This is a genomic window from Collimonas sp. GW821-FHT02H07 (genome assembly GCF_059421505.1).
In genome coordinates this window covers 157,637-175,668 of record NZ_JBWKVC010000001.1, presented here as the reverse complement: position 1 = coordinate 175,668, position 18,032 = coordinate 157,637, and the positions used below count along the sequence as shown (strand labels likewise).

General features: G+C 59.9%; 2 protein-coding genes. Both read right to left on the bottom strand.

Annotated elements, in window-relative coordinates:
- Nucleotides 1-34 precede the first annotated feature (34 nt).
- On the bottom strand, nucleotides 35-1,084 hold the full coding sequence (locus AC07V8_RS00715; protein WP_211443793.1) for an NAD-dependent epimerase/dehydratase family protein: 1,050 nt from the start codon (nucleotides 1,082-1,084) through the stop codon (nucleotides 35-37).
- Nucleotides 1,081-17,442 (bottom strand): SDR family NAD(P)-dependent oxidoreductase, encoded by a 16,362-nt coding sequence (locus AC07V8_RS00710; RefSeq protein WP_494677107.1) that lies wholly within the window; start codon nucleotides 17,440-17,442, stop codon nucleotides 1,081-1,083. Before AC07V8_RS00710 ends, AC07V8_RS00715 begins: the two co-directional genes overlap by 4 nt.
- Nucleotides 17,443-18,032 lie beyond the last annotated feature (590 nt).

Below are 18,032 nucleotides of genomic sequence, written 5' to 3'. Positions count from 1 at the left end.
CGTGTCTCCCCTGTTTCAATGATGTTGGTAATGTTCAATTAATCACTGCTGCTGGTCTGCTGATGAAACCGTGACGTTGGTACCACTGCACACAGTCATGCAGCATCTGTTCGAGTGAAACCGGCCGATAAGACAACTCACGCTCGGCCTTGGCGCTGTCAAAGTAATACGTACCGCCGAAAACCCGCATCCGGTAAGGCTCGACGATGGGCTTGCCGGACAATAACAATGGAAACTTCTCTTGCAAAACCGATTTGACATACAGCCAGGTGTAGTTGACGTCCGGCTTGTCGAAAACCTGGCCCAGAACCTTGGCGATGGCCGTCAGGAAATGCTCGTAGCTGACGTTGTCGCCGCCGAGAATGTAGCGCTCGCCGGAACGTCCCTGCGTCAATGCGCTGACGTGTGCCCGTCCGACTTCGGCGGCGCTGCAAAAGGTGCCGCCGCCGGGCGGCATGAAGGGCACCTGGTTGTGATATACCGCCAGCACCATCCGCCCCCATTGCATCGAGTAATCAAAGGCGCCCAGCACTTCGGCAGGATTGAGGATGACGCATTCCACGCCATGCTTCTGCGCATCGAGCACAGCCTGTTCGGCCATCTGCTTGCTGATCCCGTAAGGACTGCGCGCCCGGAAACCCTTCAGCACCGTGTCTTCATTCGCAACCTGCGCTTCGTCCTTGAAGGCTCCGATGGTGGAAGTCGTGCTGGTATACACAATGCGCTGGACCTTATTGGCGATAGCGGCGTCGACCACGTTGCGTGTGCCTTGCACATTGACCTCCTGCAGCAGCGGCCAGTCGCGCTTGTTGCAACTGGTGTTGCCGGCGGTGTGGATCACTCCTTGGGCGCCGCTCATCGCCTTCACCACCGCGCTGAGATCGCTTAGCTCGCCGCGCACGATATCAACGCTGCCGACGCTGCCGCCACCGTCGGCGCCGAACGGCTCCAGATAGGAAACGTTCGATCCGGGCCGGACAAAGGCAGTGACGCGATGCCCGGCCGCCACCAGCGCGGCGACGATATTGAGACCGACGAAACCGTTCGCCCCCGTCATGAACACATGCATTCCGTTCCTATTCATCGATTCACCTTGTCCATGGTTTTCCAGAAAGTTTCCCGGCTCTCGCGCTTGGTGCGCATAGTCAGGGCTGCCGGGGTCTTTTCCGGATTAGCGGCCAGACCTTCCAGCAGCACCTGAAAATGATCGAGCAGCGTGCTGAGCTTTTCGTCTTCCGCTTTTGCCGAGCGATAAGTCAGGTTAAAGTCCAGCGCGTCGCTGTGGATAGTTACCGTCAGCTTCATGGCGACGCAGGCCGGCAATGGCGCTCGGCTCACAGTTGCAAGCGCTGCAACTGCAGTCGCATCGGCTTGCGGCCCGTGGCTCTTCTCGAAGGCAATCGCGTTGTCGAACAGGCTCTCGACGCCGATCCAGCTTTCAATCCGATGGATCGGCACATGGGCGTAAATACGCTTGCGATTCAGATTGCGCTGCAAACCGGTCAGCCAGCCCGCAATTTTTTCGCGACCGGCCGTGCAGATCCTGACCGGCACAAAATTGTGCAACGGCTCATGGCTGTCTGCATCGGACCCGGTGGCGGCGTTCGGCCCAGGTGCGAATGCCTTCAAGATACCGAATTGAGAGCAACGCACCTTCGTGTAACGGTTGATCAGGATGGCCCAGGCCGCCGCGATCAGGGTTTCCACTTCAATCCGATGCAATTGGGTGCAGCGTTGCAGGGAGTGGGTCAACTCGCGTCCGAGCGAATCGGAGACGAAGTGTGCCGGCAGCTCCTCGGCGGCATCCTGTCCGACATACTCGGGCAACAGCGCCGGCGCGAGCAGGAAGCTAGAGTCGGCGATGTCTTGCAGATGGCCGATCCAGTACTGCCTGGCCATTTCATCGCCCTCGTCAGCGCTGCCCTCAGCGTCTTGCAGCGCCTGATTCGGCGTAGCCTCCAGACTGAACCACTCTTGGTTTCCTTGCAGTTCGTCCTCGGCCGCAGCGTTCTGGGGCAGCGCATCCACTTCAACTGAAGACGAGGCGGCAGTGCCGGTTTCGAGCGCTACCTGACGCTTCCCATGCTCCCCTCGTGCGCCTGCGTCACCTAAGTCGCAGCGAATCGTATCGAACGGATACGCCGGAAAGGACACCCGCCGCCGGCTTGCATTGAGGTGCAAGCGCGGCCAGTCGATGGCGCATCCACGCGTCCAGATCGAGGCTAATTTGTCCCATTGCCGCGATTGCAGCAGCGCATCGATAAATTCCCGGCCGGCATTCCCCGCCAGCAGATCCGGCAACCCGTCCGGCGAGCGAGCGCCGTCGGCAAAGATGCCGAGCGCTGCGACAGGCCCGGATTGAAGGTATTTGTTTACCTTGGCGATGAGTTCCAGTCGATCGGTCGCGACGATTGCCAGGCGATGCTCGAACGCTGACCTTCCGATCTGGCTCGAATACGCCATATCTGAAAAATCCGCAGTCGACCATGCTTCGCAGTCGCCATGTGCCAGGAAGGCCAGCAATGCGCTTGCATAAGCCCGTAAGCGATCTTCGCTTTTCGCCGACAGCACGACGATTGACGGCTCGACCTGAGCGCCCGCCCGGTTCTGCCTGGATGTAGCCGGATCCCGGGATTCAAGCACCACGAACACGTTAGATCCCCCCATGCCGAAGGAATTGATGCCGGCCGCACGCGTGCCGCGCTGGTTCACATTCCATAGCTGCGGCTCGCGCGGAAAGTGGAATGGCGAGAACTCGTGTTCGAACGACGAATTCACCGAGGTCAACTTCGCGCACGGCGACAGATGGCCATGCTTCATGCTCAACAGCACCTTGATCAGCGAGCAGACGCCAGAGGCTGCCTCCATGTGGCCGAGATTGGCCTTGGTGCCTATCGCGCAGAACCGTTCCGCCGAAGTAGACTGCCGCAGCGCGTTGGCCAACGCCTTGAGTTCGATAGGATCGCCCAGTTCAGTACCGGTGCCGTGGCTCTCGATGTAAGACAAGTCCTCGGCACGCAGGCCGGATTCGCGCAGGCTGCGCACCGCCGTTTCCTCAAGAACCTTGAGATTGGGCAGGTATTGACCGGCGCCGGTGCCGGCATGGCTGATGCTGGAGCCACGGATCACGCCGTAGACCTGGTCGCCGTCCGCCAGCGCGCGGCTCAAGCGCTTGAGCAGCACCATCCCCACACCTTCGCTCGGCACCAGGCCGTTGGCCGACTCATCGAAGGTGCGCTCCTGGCCATCCGGCGACAACACTTTCATATCCTGCAACATGAGGTACTTGCTGGGATGCAGGCTCAGGTTGACACCGCCGGCAAGCGCCATATCGCACTCGCCACCCAGAATCGATTGCCGCGCCATGTGCACCGCCGTGAGCGAGGACGAACACGCCGTGGATACAGTCAGGCTGGGGCCGCGGAAGTTCATCAGGAAGGAAATTCGGTTGGCCAGTTCACTGACCACCGAACCCGGCCCCTGATACTCGCCGGTGCGAGCGTACAACTCCGACATGATCCAGGTGAAGTCTTCGTTCATGGCGCCGACATAAACGCCGACACGCTCCGGTAATAGCGCCTCCGGCGTGTAGGCGGCATCCTCGATGGCATGCCATGCGGCGCGCAACAGCACTCTCAATTGCGGGTCGGTCTTTGCCGCCTCGCTCTGCGACATCCTGAAAAATGCGGGATCGAAACGATCTGCATCACTCAGGAAACCGCCCTTGTTGCAATAGCCGCGACGCGCATCGCGCTGGCCGCTGGCCGTCGTCGACCAGCGATCTTCAGGAATCGGCGACAAGCAGTCCTTGGCCTGTTGCAGGTTGCTCCAGAATTCGCCCAGATCAGCGGCCTGCGGGAATTGACCCGCCAGGCCGATGATGGCGACCGCATCGTCCGCGGCAGCCGCTGCGCCAATTGTCGTAGCACGGCGTTTGCCGGAAACCGGCAGCGCAGCAGGCCTCGGCCCCGCGACGGCCGATGTAACTGACGCAACTGATGCAACTGCGGCAACCGAGGCTGACACGCTCACGAGCGGAGTGGCAATCGTCTCATCGGCCGCCGTAGGCGCTAAACCGCCCAGGCAGGTCCGCAAGGCGTCGGCGTGCTGCTGCATCAGGTATTGCGCCAGACGCGCCGGTGTGTCGTATTCAAACAGCGCGGTCTTAGGCAGGCCGGGGAAATCCTGCGTAAGGCTATTGCGCAACTCCATCAGCATCACAGAGTCCATGCCGAGCTGCTCGAAGGTTGTATGCGCAGCGATATCGCTTGCCGCCACCTTCACCACAATCGCCAGTCGCTCCTTAATATAGTGCTCGGCGCGGCGTTGTTGATCTGATGTATTGACCACTATTGCACCGGAGGATGAACCGGAAGGCAAGGCCGTCATATTATGGTCTCCGACCGTACGCGTTGTTGACGCCATCGTTAAAACCGTCTTGATCGGCAACGCCCTCGGCGCTGCCTGAGCAATGGCTGGCGCCGGTTCGGTGTGCGAACCGACGGCGCCCTGCACCCGCAGCGCGCGCCCGATTTTCGCGGCGTCGCCCACGGCCAGCAGCACCTGCTGCATATCGCCACGCAACAGACGTTCAAAGGCTTCGATACCCTCGTCCTCAGTGAGTGCGGACATTCCCGAGAAGCTCAATAGCGATGCATCCTCAAGTGAAATCTTCATGCCGCCAGTTGCCCACAAAGGCCAGCCGATCGAGAGACTCTTGCCAAAACGCTGACCTTGCCGGCACAGCGCATCGCGCCACACGGCGTGGCTATCCATGAAGCGATTGGCTACGGCATAAGCGCCGGAGCCCAGATCGCCCAGCATCGCAGAGACGGAGGAGAAATTGACGAAAAAGTCCAGCGGTTCACTCCGGGTAGCACGGTCCAGGGCCAACAGGCCGTCGATCTTCGGCGCCAGCAAGTCGGCAAAGGCCATCTCATCCAACTGGGTAATCAGCGTGTCGCTGGCCACCCCAGCGCAATGCAGGACGCCATCGAGCCGGCCATAAACCTGTTTGGCGACAGCCAGCAAAGCATCGGCCTGCCCGGCCTGGGCGATATTGGAGCAGTGGTAATGCACCTCTGCACCGACAGCGCGCAACGCCTCGATCTGCGCCAGTGCTTCGTCGTGCAGCCGCTCGCTGCGTCCGCTCAGTATTAATCTTGCCTGGTAGTGCGTAGCCAGGTAACGGGCCAGCACCAGGCCAAGCTTGCCGGCGCCGCCAGTGATCAGATACACGCCACGCGACTTCAGCGGAAGCGCATTCTGTGCCATGCCCATGCCGGACGGATCGAAAGGCGTCAGGCTGCGCAGGTAGCGGCGGCCATTCCAGCGGGCGATTTCCAGTCCGGTAAGCGTCCCGGATGCATCGAATTCACTCTGCAACGCGGCCGCGAGTTCAGCCGTTTCAGCATGATCGGACCGGAGCGTGAACAATTCGAAGCGATGATTGATGGTCAGCAGCGATCTGGCATAGCCGGAGATCGCATCGTGCTGCGGCTGAATCGCTTCTCGCGTGGTCTCGAATACGTAGGCGCAACGCACGCTCTGGCCGAGCATCGCCTGTTCAAGTGCATTGAACAGGTGACGCATCGACAATATCCCGCGACGCAGGCTCTGCACGTCGTCATGATCGACTGCCGCAGTGAAGTCCTGCACATCTTGCAAGTAATGTGCAATGTGCGACGGCCGGAGATCCTGACTGGCCAGATGCGTCAGCAGTTCCGTATAAGAGTGAGCGCTGGCCGGATCGAAGCGGTAGTGCCGCTCGCCCAGCTTGGCAAATGCAGCGCCGGGCTGTGCCAGCACGACATTGGCCGATGATGCGAAGCGAAGCGACAATGTTTCGGCCAGCGGGGTATCGTCGGCGATCACCAAAATGGTCCGGCCTGAGAGCGTGGACGCTAGCGCAGGCAGCGCCGATGTCTCCAGCCAGTCATAGCCGTAGTACTGCAAAGTACGCGAGGCTTGCGGCTCCGCCTTGATCAACTGCCGAGCGGAGAAATTCCAAAGCTTGATCAGCACCCGCCCATCGCTATCGGTGACGACGATGTTGTATTTGCGCAGGCCGCTGTGAGGATCGGCCTGCAACTCAGCATCGACGACTGCGGTCGCGTAGGCATAGCATTCCTCGGTGAGCGGATGCCGAATCTCCAGTTCGCCCAGCGCGAACGGTACCAACGGCACCGTCGCATCCAGCGACTCCGAACCGATGGCGAGGCAAGTGCGCAGCGCGCCGTCGAACAGCGAAGGATGCAGACAGAAAGCCATGGCGTCATGCCACAGAAACTCCGGCAGCCTGATACGGCTGAGCGCGCCGTCTGCCATGCGATAGCGTGTCTCGGTAACCTGATAGCTGCTGCCATAGTGGAAACCCATGCGACGGAAGCTGTCATAGATTGCTTGCTTGTCTGCCTCTATGACTCCGTGGCTGCGCAGGGCATCGAGGTCGAGCCACTCATCCGCCACTGCTTCGTCACGGCGGCGATAATGCAATTCTCCTTCGACGCTGACGTCCTTGGTCGCGCTGCGGGTGATGTCGAATTCCACCGCATCGTCGACTTGCGTGAGCGTCACCGTCACTTCTTCAGGAGCATCCTTGATCTCGACCGGCTGGATCCAGATCAGATTGCGTATCCGGTCCACCGACCATTCCTCGCCCATCGCCAACTCACCGGCGGCGCGCGCCATTTCAAGGTAGGCGACGCCAGGCAGGATCACCCGCTTCTGGCCCGCTTCGACGATGTGATCGCGCAGGTAGAACTCCTGGCCGGTCAAGAGTTTGGCATAGCGCTGCTGCGTCAATGTCGATACATTGCGGTCGAGCAGAGGATGTAGCGCATCGTGACGGATGGCGCCGGTCGCGGCCGGTTTCTCTTCCACCCAATGCCGTTTTGTCAAGAACGGCATCACCGGGAACGAGAGGCGGCGGACTGACGCTGTACTTGTGCTGCGGGCCGAAGCCGGATCGGCGGCGAACAACAGATCGGCGTAGCGGCTCCATTCGATATCCAGCAGCGACACCCAGGCTTTGGCAAGTTGTGGCAGCCGTTTATCCTGCAACAGGGAACGCACCATCGCGTCGCGCTGTGTTTCATCGAGGATGGCGTCGAGTTTTTCGCTGTGTTTCTTGACGCTGCCGCGTTGCACCTGGTTCACGACGACGCCCTGCCGATACTGAGCAAGCGCGTCGATCAGGTCGTCGAGGCTCGAGATCACGACAGCGAGCCGTTCGTTCATGGCCTCGCGTCCTATCAGCGACGAATAGGCCAGGGAGCGCAAATCCAGCGTGCTGCCGCCCTGCTGGTGCTGGACCAGGAATGCCAGCACACGGTCGATGTACAGCGTCAGACGTTCCTCGCTGTCGGCCGACAGCACGAACAACAACGGCTGCGGCAGCGATGCCGGAACATGTTGCGTCGTAATCGCGGCCGCAGCCTCGTATTCTTCGATAAGAACGTGCGCATTCGCCCCGCCCGCTCCGAATGAGCTGATGCCCGCGCGCCTGCTTGCCGGCTTGCCGCTAGCGCCGGGCCGGGCTGGCGCATGCCAGTCTTCGAGCGCCTGCACCACACGGAATGGGGTCTTGGCGAAATCGATATTCGTATTCAGCAGCGTCGAATGCAGCGACGGTGCAATGCGCCGATGACGCATTTGCAGCAGGATCTTGGTCAACGCCGCCATGCCGGCGGCGGATTCCAGATGGCCGATATTGGTTTTCACCGAACCGATGCGGCAGGACTGCGCTGTCACCGAGCTCCCGCCATCACCAACATCGCCACCGCGGGCCTGCTTTCCCATGTCCTGCGCGGCAGAGTTGAAGGCTTTCGACAGGCCGGTAATTTCGATCGGATCGCCCAGTGAAGTACCGGTGCCGTGCGCCTCGATGTAGTCGATCGAACTCGGGTGCCAGCCGGCGCGACGCAACGCCTTGCCGATCACATTGCTCTGTGCGACCTGGTTGGGCACGGTGTAGCCGTTGGTCTTGCCGCCGTGATTGACGGCAGAGGCCTTGATGACAGCGTGGATCTGGTCGCCGTCTTCGATGGCCTGCCTGAGCGGCTTCAATAGCACGGCGCCGACACCCTCGCCCGGTACGTAACCGTCGCCGCCGTCGCCGAATGCACGGCAGCGTCCATCAGTGGAGAGAAATTGTCCTTGCGCCAGCAACTGATATTTGAGCGGATGGACGATCAGGTTGACGCCGCCGGCAATCGCCATTTGGCAATCGCCATTGCGGATCGCCTGGCTGGCCAGATGGATAGCGGTCAGCGAGGACGAACACATCGTGTCCAGCGCTACGCTGGGGCCGTTCAGATTCAGGAAATAAGACACCCGATTGGCGATTGAGGAAGACAACGCCGCCGGCCGGCCATACTTGCGCTGCTGCTCGGACACGTCGATGGCTTCGTAGTGTCCCCACATCACGCCGACGAACACACCGACATCGCGATCCTTCAACGCCTGCCGGGTATAGCAGGCATCTTCCAGGCATTCCCAGGCGGTCTGCAGGAACAGGCGCTCCTGCGGATCGGTGATCTCCGCCTCACGTGGGGAAATACTGAAGAAGCCCGCATCGAACTGATCGATATCGTCAATGAAGCCGCCCCACTTGCTATATACCTGCCCCTTGGCATTGCGGTCGGGGTGGTAGTGCTTCTGGTGATCCCAGCGCGATAACGGAATCTCGGTGATGCTGTCCCGGCCCGCACTGAGGTTCTGCCAGAATTCCTCGACGTTGCGGGCGCCCGGATAGCGGCCGCTGAGACCGATGATGGCAATCTCCTGATCCTGATGGCTGGCCGACATCGCCGTACCGCCCGCCTGCGCGAATCGTGTAGAAAATCGCGAAAAGCCAGGCGCGCTCGCTGTCGTGCTTGTCGTGCGCACCGCGCTCGGCGGTGCTGCGGTGTCGGCGTCGGTACTCACGCCCACCGTGGCTGTCACGGCGCGACCGACAGGCTGCGGCGCTGCTGCCCAGATCGCCGCAGCCCAATCGTCCAGAGTTGCATGGCGGTACATGGGGCCGATATCGATGCCGCCAAACTCCTGCCGCAACGCATGCATCAGCCGGACATGGCTAATCGGATCGATCGGCCATTCTGCCAGTGCTGTTGTGTCCGTGCAATTCCGCGCATCGTCGCCCAAAGTCTCCCGCAGGCAGACGAATAGGCGCGAGCGAAGCGCTGCCGGCCCGAGGTCGGCGACCTCAACCACTATAGTTTTTGGCTGCGGGCTTGGCGCCGACTGATGATTCGACGATGTCGCGGCAAGGCTGCGCACCTGCTCCGCATGGCTGTCGAGGAAGTATTCCGACAGGCTGTGCAGATCCTGATATTCATAGAACAAGGTCTTCGGCACTTCACCGAAGGTCGGATGCAGTTTTTCGGTGAGGGTAAGAATCATCACCGAATCGATGCCGTAATTTTCCAGCGCACTTTTCGGGTCGATCTGCTCGGCCGGAACCTTCGTCACCGTCGACAGCAATTCGACCAGATGGGCCACCACGGCAGCCTGCTGCGCTTCCTGACCGGCCGGAGCGCTTATGGCGTCGGTCGGTTGCGGCATCGGCTGTGGAATCAGTTGCAAAGCCGGCGCCGCCGCGAGGACTGGCGAGACCGCCGCGAGACCGCGTACTTGCTCCATATGGCTGTCGAGGAAGTATTCCGACAGGCTGTGCAGATCCTGATATTCGTAAAACAAGGTCTTCGGCACTTCGCCGAAGGTCGGATGCAGTTTTTCGGTGAGGGCAAGAATCATCACCGAATCGATGCCGTAATTTTCCAGTGCACTTTTCGGGTCGATCTGCTCGGCCGGAACCTTCGTCACCGTCGACAACAGGCCGACCAGGTGAGTCACCACGGCGGCTTGCAGTGCTTCCGGGTTGTCCGAGCCGCTCGTGGCGACGCTCAGGCGCGGCTGCGCTGAAGCTGGCGTGGCAGCGGTGATCGCCGCGATAGCCGCGCGCCGCGCAGGTTCGCTGACCTTAGCGGGGGATCGGCTGAGGCCGAGAGACGGCGCCGCCTGGATCACCAGTTGCTCGATCCGCGCCAGCACCCGGCCGGCGGCATCCAGAAGGTCGATGTCGTAACTGTGCTGATCGGCGTGGCGCGCCTCGACATTGGCGCGACGCGCATGGGCGAAGCAACTGCCGACGATCGGCAGCAGCACTTCAATGCGCTGCAACCGTACCGGCGCATGCACGCCCCGCAACGCAAAACCCAGACCGCCGATACCCAATGCCGTCCTGACTGCGCCGTCCAACAGCGCAGGCGGCAGCGTGAAACCCTGCACAGCCGGCATAGCGAGCTGCGTCGGCAGGCTTAGCTGCGCCAGCGCTTCGTCCGCATTGAAATGCAGAACGTCGAATACCTGGAAGCTGGGGCCGAAGTTGAAACCCATTTGGGTGAACGCGGCGGCAATCGCTTCGCGGCTCTGCATCTGGCAACGGCCGATAATGGCGTGCAGATCGACCATGCCGGCGGAGGTAGACAGGGGCGACGCCCCGAATTCCAGCATGCCTTGCGAATAGATCTGGCGCGTATCGCCATGCGCTTGATAAATCTCGAAATGGACGCCGTCGGCGGCCGGGATCAGACCGATGTCGAAGCTGCTGCTGCCTTCGTTGACAAAGATCGGCTTCAGCCATTGCACATCACGCAAGGCGCACACCGGTTCGCTGCTGCCAAGCCGTCCGGCGGCCAGCGCCATCTCCAGATAGGCCACGCCAGGCAGGATGCGGTTACTGCCGAGCTGATGGTCACGCAGGAAGAATTCCTCGGCACGGAAGGTCTTGCGGAATGTCTGTTCTTCCAGGGTCGAAACATTGCTGTCGATCAGCGGATGCAGTGCCGCGCTGGTGGCCACAACGCCGGGCTTGGTGACCCAATAGCGCTGGCGCTGATACACGTAGCCGGGCAGCGACAAACGCTTGCGCGCCTGTGGCGCGTGCAGTTGCGCCCATTCGACGGCATGGCCGCTGACCCAGGCTTTGGCGAGCTGAGGCAGATCGCCTTGAGCCAGCCACTGCGCCACCGGCGGCGCCGATGCGGCAGCTTTGGCCTGATCGAGATGACCGCTGAACAAGTCGGTGTCTGTGCCACTACTGCTACTGTTAACATATGCCCGCAGCGCAGCGACCAGTTGCGCGCCGCGCACGGCCACCACCGCCAGCCGGTGCTCCATGGCGACGCGACCTGTCTGCAGGGTGTAAGCCGCGTCTTGCAGCGATAGCTCCGGGTTGGCCTCGACGAAGGCCGCGAGATTCTCGGCCATCGCCTTCAGCGCAGTCTCTTTTCTTGCCGATAGCATGATCAACGCCGGGCGATCGCGATCCTGATCGTTCGCGCTTTCCGATTCGGTGTATTCCTCGACGATCAAGTGCGCGTTGCTGCCGCCCGCACCGAATGAGCTGATACCCGCCAGGCGCGGCAGCTCCATGCGCCGGGTGCTGCCGTCCTGATCCGTGACGTCGAGCCACGGACGACTCCATTCCTGCAAGGTACGCTGTACGCGGAAGGGAGAGTTTTTGAAATCGATGTACGGGTTGAGAACGTCCGACTGGATCGAAGGCGCCAGCGTGCGGTGCTTCATTTGCAGCAGGATCTTCGTCAATCCGGCAATCCCTGACGCCGCCTCCAGGTGGCCGATGTTCGACTTCACCGAGCCGATGGCGCAATACTGGTGCTCCTGTTGCGCGAAGGCTTTGTTCAAACCCGCGATCTCGATCGGATCACCAAGGCTGGTGCCGGTGCCGTGCGCTTCCAGATAGCTGATATGACGCGGATTCACGCCCGCTGCCTGCAGCGCATCCTGGACCAGCATGGCCTGGCGTTTCGGATTGGGTACGGTAAAGCCCGAAGTCTTGCCGCCATGATTGACCGAAGTGCCTCGGATGATGCCGTAAATGTGGTCGCCGTCGGCCCGCGCCCGCGCCAGTGATTTGAGCAGCACTGCGCCGACGCCCTCGCCCGGCACATAGCCGTCACCGCCCTCGCCGAAGCTGCGGCAGCGACCGTCGGTAGATAGGAAATGCATATCCGACAACAGGTTGTATTTATTGATATGCAGCGAAAGATTGACCGCGCCGGCGATAGCGACGCCGATTTCGCCGGCGCGGATTGCCGCGCACGCCAGGTGGATTGCGGTCAGCGACGACGAGCATGCGGTGTCGATCGTGATGCTGGGACCGGAGAAATTAAAGTAGTGCGAAACCCGATTGGCCACCGCCCAGTAGAACGAATGCGGTGTGGCCCAGGTGTGCGGCTGCCCTTCCACGCCATGGAGCTGGTAGTCGCCCCACATCAGGCCGACATAGACGCCGACCCGATTTTCTCGTACGCCTAACGGTGAAACCAGCTTATCCGCGGTGTAACCCGCGTCTTCGATGGTGAGCGCAGCCGTCTCCAGAAACAGCCTTTCGTTCGGATCCATGTTCTCCGCCTCTTTGGGCGAAATATTGAAGAACAGCGGATCGAACTGATCGACCCCTTTCAGGAAGCCGCCCCACTTGCTGTACGTCTTGCCGATCACCGCCGGTCCAGGCTGGAACGTGGTCTCGATATCCCAACGGTCGGACGGAATTTCCACCACGCAGTCACGGCCGAATTTCAGGTTTTCCCAGAATTGCTCCAGACTTTCAGCCTCGGGATAACGTCCCGACAAGCCGATGATGGCAATGTCGTCATGTTCGGCAGCGGCTGAAAACATGCTGTCGGCAGCCGACAGCGTCGCCGGCGCATCCATGGCAGCGCTCTCGGACCGTACCGGCCCGGCGGCGTCGATCATTTTCCCACCCAGTTCGGCTTGCACGATAGCCCGGCATGACTCGGCGTGATGCTCGATGAAGAAGGCCGTGAGTTCACCCAAGGTTTGGTGTTCGAAAAACAATGTCTTCGGCAAACTCCCGAATTTCTTCTCCATCGAATTGACCAGGTCGATCATCACGATCGAATCGAAGCCGTATTCCCGGAACGAACGGGTCAGCTCGAAATCCGAAGAAATCTGCAGCTGCGCGGCGAATAGCTCTGCCAGATAACGCGCAACTGCAGTGCTCAAATCGCCTCCGGCTACCGGGGATTGACTGTGTGCATATGGCGCGGAATGCATTTTTGCAGGCATGGCAGCAGCAACCACAGCGGCAACCGGCATCGCCGTGGCAACGACACCCAGCACTTCCTGTACTTTGGCGGCGTCGCCCGGCATTACCACCAGCTGGCTATTCGGCTGGGTGAGAGCGTATTCGAATATCTCTATGCCTTGTGCGCTCAGCAAAGGGACCAGGCCGAAGCTGCGATGCAGGTTTTCTTCTTCCTTATCGGTCAGCCGCATGCCGCCTTCTTTCCAGTACGGCCAGTTGATCGACAGGGTTTTGCCGTGACGCGATGCTTGCCGGCGCAAGGTGTCGCGCTGGTGCGCGAAATAGTCCTCGAAGGCGTTGCCGAAACCGTAATCGCATTGTCCGATGTTGCCCAGCACGCCGGTGACGGAAGAAAACAGCGCGAAGAAGTCCAGCGGTTCATCTCGCGTTTCGATATCAAGATGCCAAGTCCCCAGCGTCTTGGGCGCGACCACGCGTGCAAACGATTCCGGGCTCTTGCGAAGGATGAAATCATCCTCGATGACACCGGCGGAATGAATCACGCCGTTGAGTTGATGGCCTGCCGCATGAATGCTGTCGATCGCGCGACGTACATCGTCACGGTTAACAACATCGCAGGTCAGGAACGAGGCGTGACCGCCCAGCGACGACAGCTCATTGAGCGTAAGGCGGTGCTGCTCGGTGGGGGCGGAACGGCCGGTCAGGAACACGGTTGCCTGATAGCGCTCACATAAATGGCGCGCAAAAAGCAGGCCCAGCGCGCCCATACCCCCGGTAATGAGGTAAACACCTTCTTTGCGCAAGCTGGCCTTCAAGTCGGCAAAGGTAGCCGGCGGCAAAGAATTGGCGTCGAGCTGGCGAAATTTTCTGACTGACCGGACATCGTCGCTGTAGCTGACATCGACATCTTTATCGGCAGCGTGAAATTCTTTAAAAACCAGCTCGGCCAGGCGCTGCGCGGGCAACTCGGCCAGATCGCACTGCACAACCCGGCCGCTATAGCTGGGTTTCTCGATTCTCAAGGTTTTATAGAGTCCGCTCAGGCCCTGGTATTCAGGACGCTGCGGCTGCCTGGAAACCAAGTGCAGGAATTTTGCGCGCTTGGTGCCACGCATCATCGCCTTGACGAGGGCAAACAGGTTTTGAGCGATCTTGCCAACCGGCGAATCCGGGCTATCGGATGCAATTTGCGCAATATCGCTGGTCAAACGCGGCGCAATCAACAGTACATGATCGAGCTTGCCGCCCCTGGACGCCAATGCGGCGACAGCCGCCTCGTAATCTTCCAGCCGGCCCGGCCTGACATGCAGTGCGCCGGCATCTTCCACGGCAACCTCGGAGCCGAAATACAAATGCTCGATCCGAGTCGACGCAAACTGCGAAGAAGTCCGCAGCTGTTGTGTCAGCCAGCTTGCATCATTGGGATCGCCCACCAGGAGCAGATGATCGATGGCCCCCTCGGATGCTGCGCCAGCGATCGGCTGCGTGGTCCAGACCGGGGTGTACAAGCTCTGCTGGAGCTCTGGCGACAGGCGTGCCTCGAAAGACGGCGCCATGGGCGGCGCGAATGAAGCATCGGCCGCCATCGGCCGGATGCTAAGCCCTCGAAACGCGAGGCATATACGTCCTTGGCCTGAACCGTCCGCATCGATCACATCGATGTCGATCTTCTTGCTGGATGCGTCGGCGGAATGACCCGGCGCATAGCGCACCCAGGCGTGCATGGCGGACGTGCAGCGGTGGTAAACATCCAGGCGATCCAGGGCAAAGGGTAAAAACGTCGTAGCCGAGGCATCGCCAATCTCAACACCAGCGACGAACGCCACCGCAGCCTGAAGCGCCGCATCCGCTGTACTGGGATGAATGACATAGGGCTCGCTGCCTGCGACCAGCTGCGCCGGAAGAGATAGTTGCGCGATGCACTGATGCGTACCGCTGTGAAGCTGAGCTATTGCCTGCTGGGCAGGACCGTAATTCAAACCGAGATTTGCCAGCGATCGATAGCACTGCTCTGCCGAATACACCTGTCCGTCACAAGCTCGTTTCAGCGCTGCAATATCGAGCGCCGCGAGATTTGCCGCGGACACGATGTCGACGCTACCGCGACAATAGATCTGCGGGAGTGCGCCGATCTCGGCGCTCGTCACCTGGAACGCCAGGCCGGTGCCGCCCTGTCGGCCAACGCCGGCGGAGTCGGCGCTCTCAGGCCACAACTTCACATGCACCGAAACCGGCTCGCCTCCGACCTCAAGCGGCCGCATCCACAGCACATCGGAAAGTTGTACCGACCCGGGGTCTGCGCCTAGCGCATCGACAATCGCGGCCCGGACCATCTCCAGATACACCACGCCCGGTAATACCGGCTGGGTCTTGATCACATGGTCGGCCAGGAAAAATTCCTTGCCGGTAAAGGTCGATGCATAACGTTGCGTTCCAATCATGGAAACGTTACGCTGCAACGCCGGATGCAGCGCCTGCCTCTGGTCCGCATCGCCCCTGTCGTCACTTTCCGCGATCCAGAAGCTATCGCGCGAGAAGGGATAAGTCGGTAACGAAACAGGCTTTACAACAGCCTCTCCGAACAGCGTAACCCACGGCAGGTCGACGCCTTCGGCATACAGGTCTGCGAGCTGTTGCAGCGCCGCAGGGTATTTTGCGCCCTTCAATCTTGGCTTGGCGCTGAGCTGTTTGAGCAACTTCTGTCCCGCCTGAACCGCATCGGGTGCGGGCGACTTCTGGCCCTGGCCCGTTACGCTGCTGGCGCCCGCATCAATGGCGATGGACTGGCCGAGCTTTTCGATCAATTCCTGGACATTAGCTGCAATGCAGGAGAACCGATGCTGGAAATGCTCGCGTCTTGTCAACAAGGTAGCGCTGATATCCAGCAGATCGCTCTGCCCGGCGTCATCGCGCAACCAAGCCGAGATATCTTTCTGCTTTTGCAGCAGCGCTTCGCTGCTCTTCGCAGACAGGGCGATCAGATATGATGGACGCTTCGACTGCGACGGCAGTGCTTTCTGCGAATGTTGCGATGGCGGCGCTTCTTCCAGCACCAGGTGGGCGTTGGTGCCGCCGAAGCCAAACGAACTGACGCCCGCCCGGCGAGGTTGATCCTTATTCTTATCTACCTGGGCCCACTCGCGCGTCTCGCCGAGAATATAGAACGGCGTTTCGTTGATCGAAATCTTCGAATTCAGTGTTGTAAAGTCGTGCAGTGCCGGCAAGGTGCGATGCTTGAACGCCATCAAGACCTTGATCGCTCCCGCAACCCCCGCTGCCGCCTCCAGATGACCGATATTGGTCTTGACCGAACTCAAGCCGCAGAACGCATTACCCAAATGGATGTCTTGCTTATCGGCCAGGGTCTGAAAGGCCGTCAGCAAACCCTCGAATTCTATAGGGTCCCCCTTCGGCGTTCCCGTTCCATGCGCTTCGATATAGCCGACGCTATCTACCGGAATGCCTGCCCGTTCATGCGCAGCAACAATGACCTCCGCCTGAGCCCGTGGGCTGGGATAGGTCAGCGTATAGGTTGCCCCGCAATGATTGACGGCGCTGCCTTTTATTACACCATATATAGAGTCGCCGTCTGACAGCGCCTTATCCAGTGGCTTAAGCAACAGCAAGCCGGCGCCTTCTCCGCGTACGTAGCCGTCGGCACTGTCATCGAAGGTTTTGCAGGTTCCGGTCGGCGACAGCATGCCCATCTTGGAAAACGAGATATGCCGCGTAGGCGTCAGCAGCAGATTGATGCCGCCGGCCAGCGCCATCTCGCAATCGCCGAATTCCATCGCCTGGATTGCGCTGTGGATGGCGTTGAGCGAACTGGAGCACGCCGTGTCGATCGGAATGCTGGGACCGCGAAAATCGAAATAGTGCGACACGCGATTGGCAATCATGGCGGTCGCCGTGCCGGTGGAATTGTGCGCCTCGATCAATGGCTCGTCGCGCTCCTGCAATTCCTTATAGTCGTGATTGAATACGCCGACGATGACGCCGACCTTTCTGCCACGTAGCTGCGATGGCGGAATACCGGCGTCCTCCAGGCATGACCAGGTTAGCTCAAGCATGATGCGCTGCTGTGGATCCATGCTTTGGGCGACTTTGGGCAGCACGCCGAAGAACCGGTTGTCGAACGCATCCACGCGCTCGATGAATCCACCCCATTTGCTCAAGCTTTTATTGATTTTGGTTCGAGAATCGCCCCAGTAGGCTTTCCAATCCCAGCGGCTGGAAGGCACAACAGAAATACTGGCTTTGCGTTCGGCCAGATTGGCCCAGAACATATGGTGATCATTTGCACCTGGAAAACGACAAGCGATTCCGATAACAGCAACATCCATACTATGAACCCCAATCAAGTGGCTACGCGGCAGCCTGAAATCATGAATTTATTGCGATAGCATTACGCTCTGGCCATTAAATCAAATGACTTTCAATGTTAAAAATGTCAAAGAGTTATTTCTGCCGGGAGATAATATTTCTCTTCCGCAAGGAAAACCACCTGTAAACCTTTACAGGTGTCACCTGTAAACTCTTACGGGAGGATAAAAGGGAACTTCAGTCGCGATCGAGGCAGTCCGCATCCTGGTCTGCCGCCCTATGGGCCACCTCTAAAAGCCCGCCACCCATTGGTCTGATTCGGTAAAATTCTGGCATCAGCCAGAGCAGCGGGTACCCACGATGATGAAGCTGGGGATCAGCCTATTTGCAGAACATGAGCGCGAAGACCTGCGTATCAAGATCGGCGATCCGCTGGTCGGTTTGGGTGACCGCAAGGATTTGTACAATTTTGGGCAATAAGCCTAAAAGTAATAAAGACTCTAGGGCGTGTTGACATACCGAAAAGAAATCTTTCCATAGTTGCCGCCAAGGCCAGTTAACTTTTTATGGTTTGTGTTTACATTCGGAAATTTGGGCGGAACGAAGGATG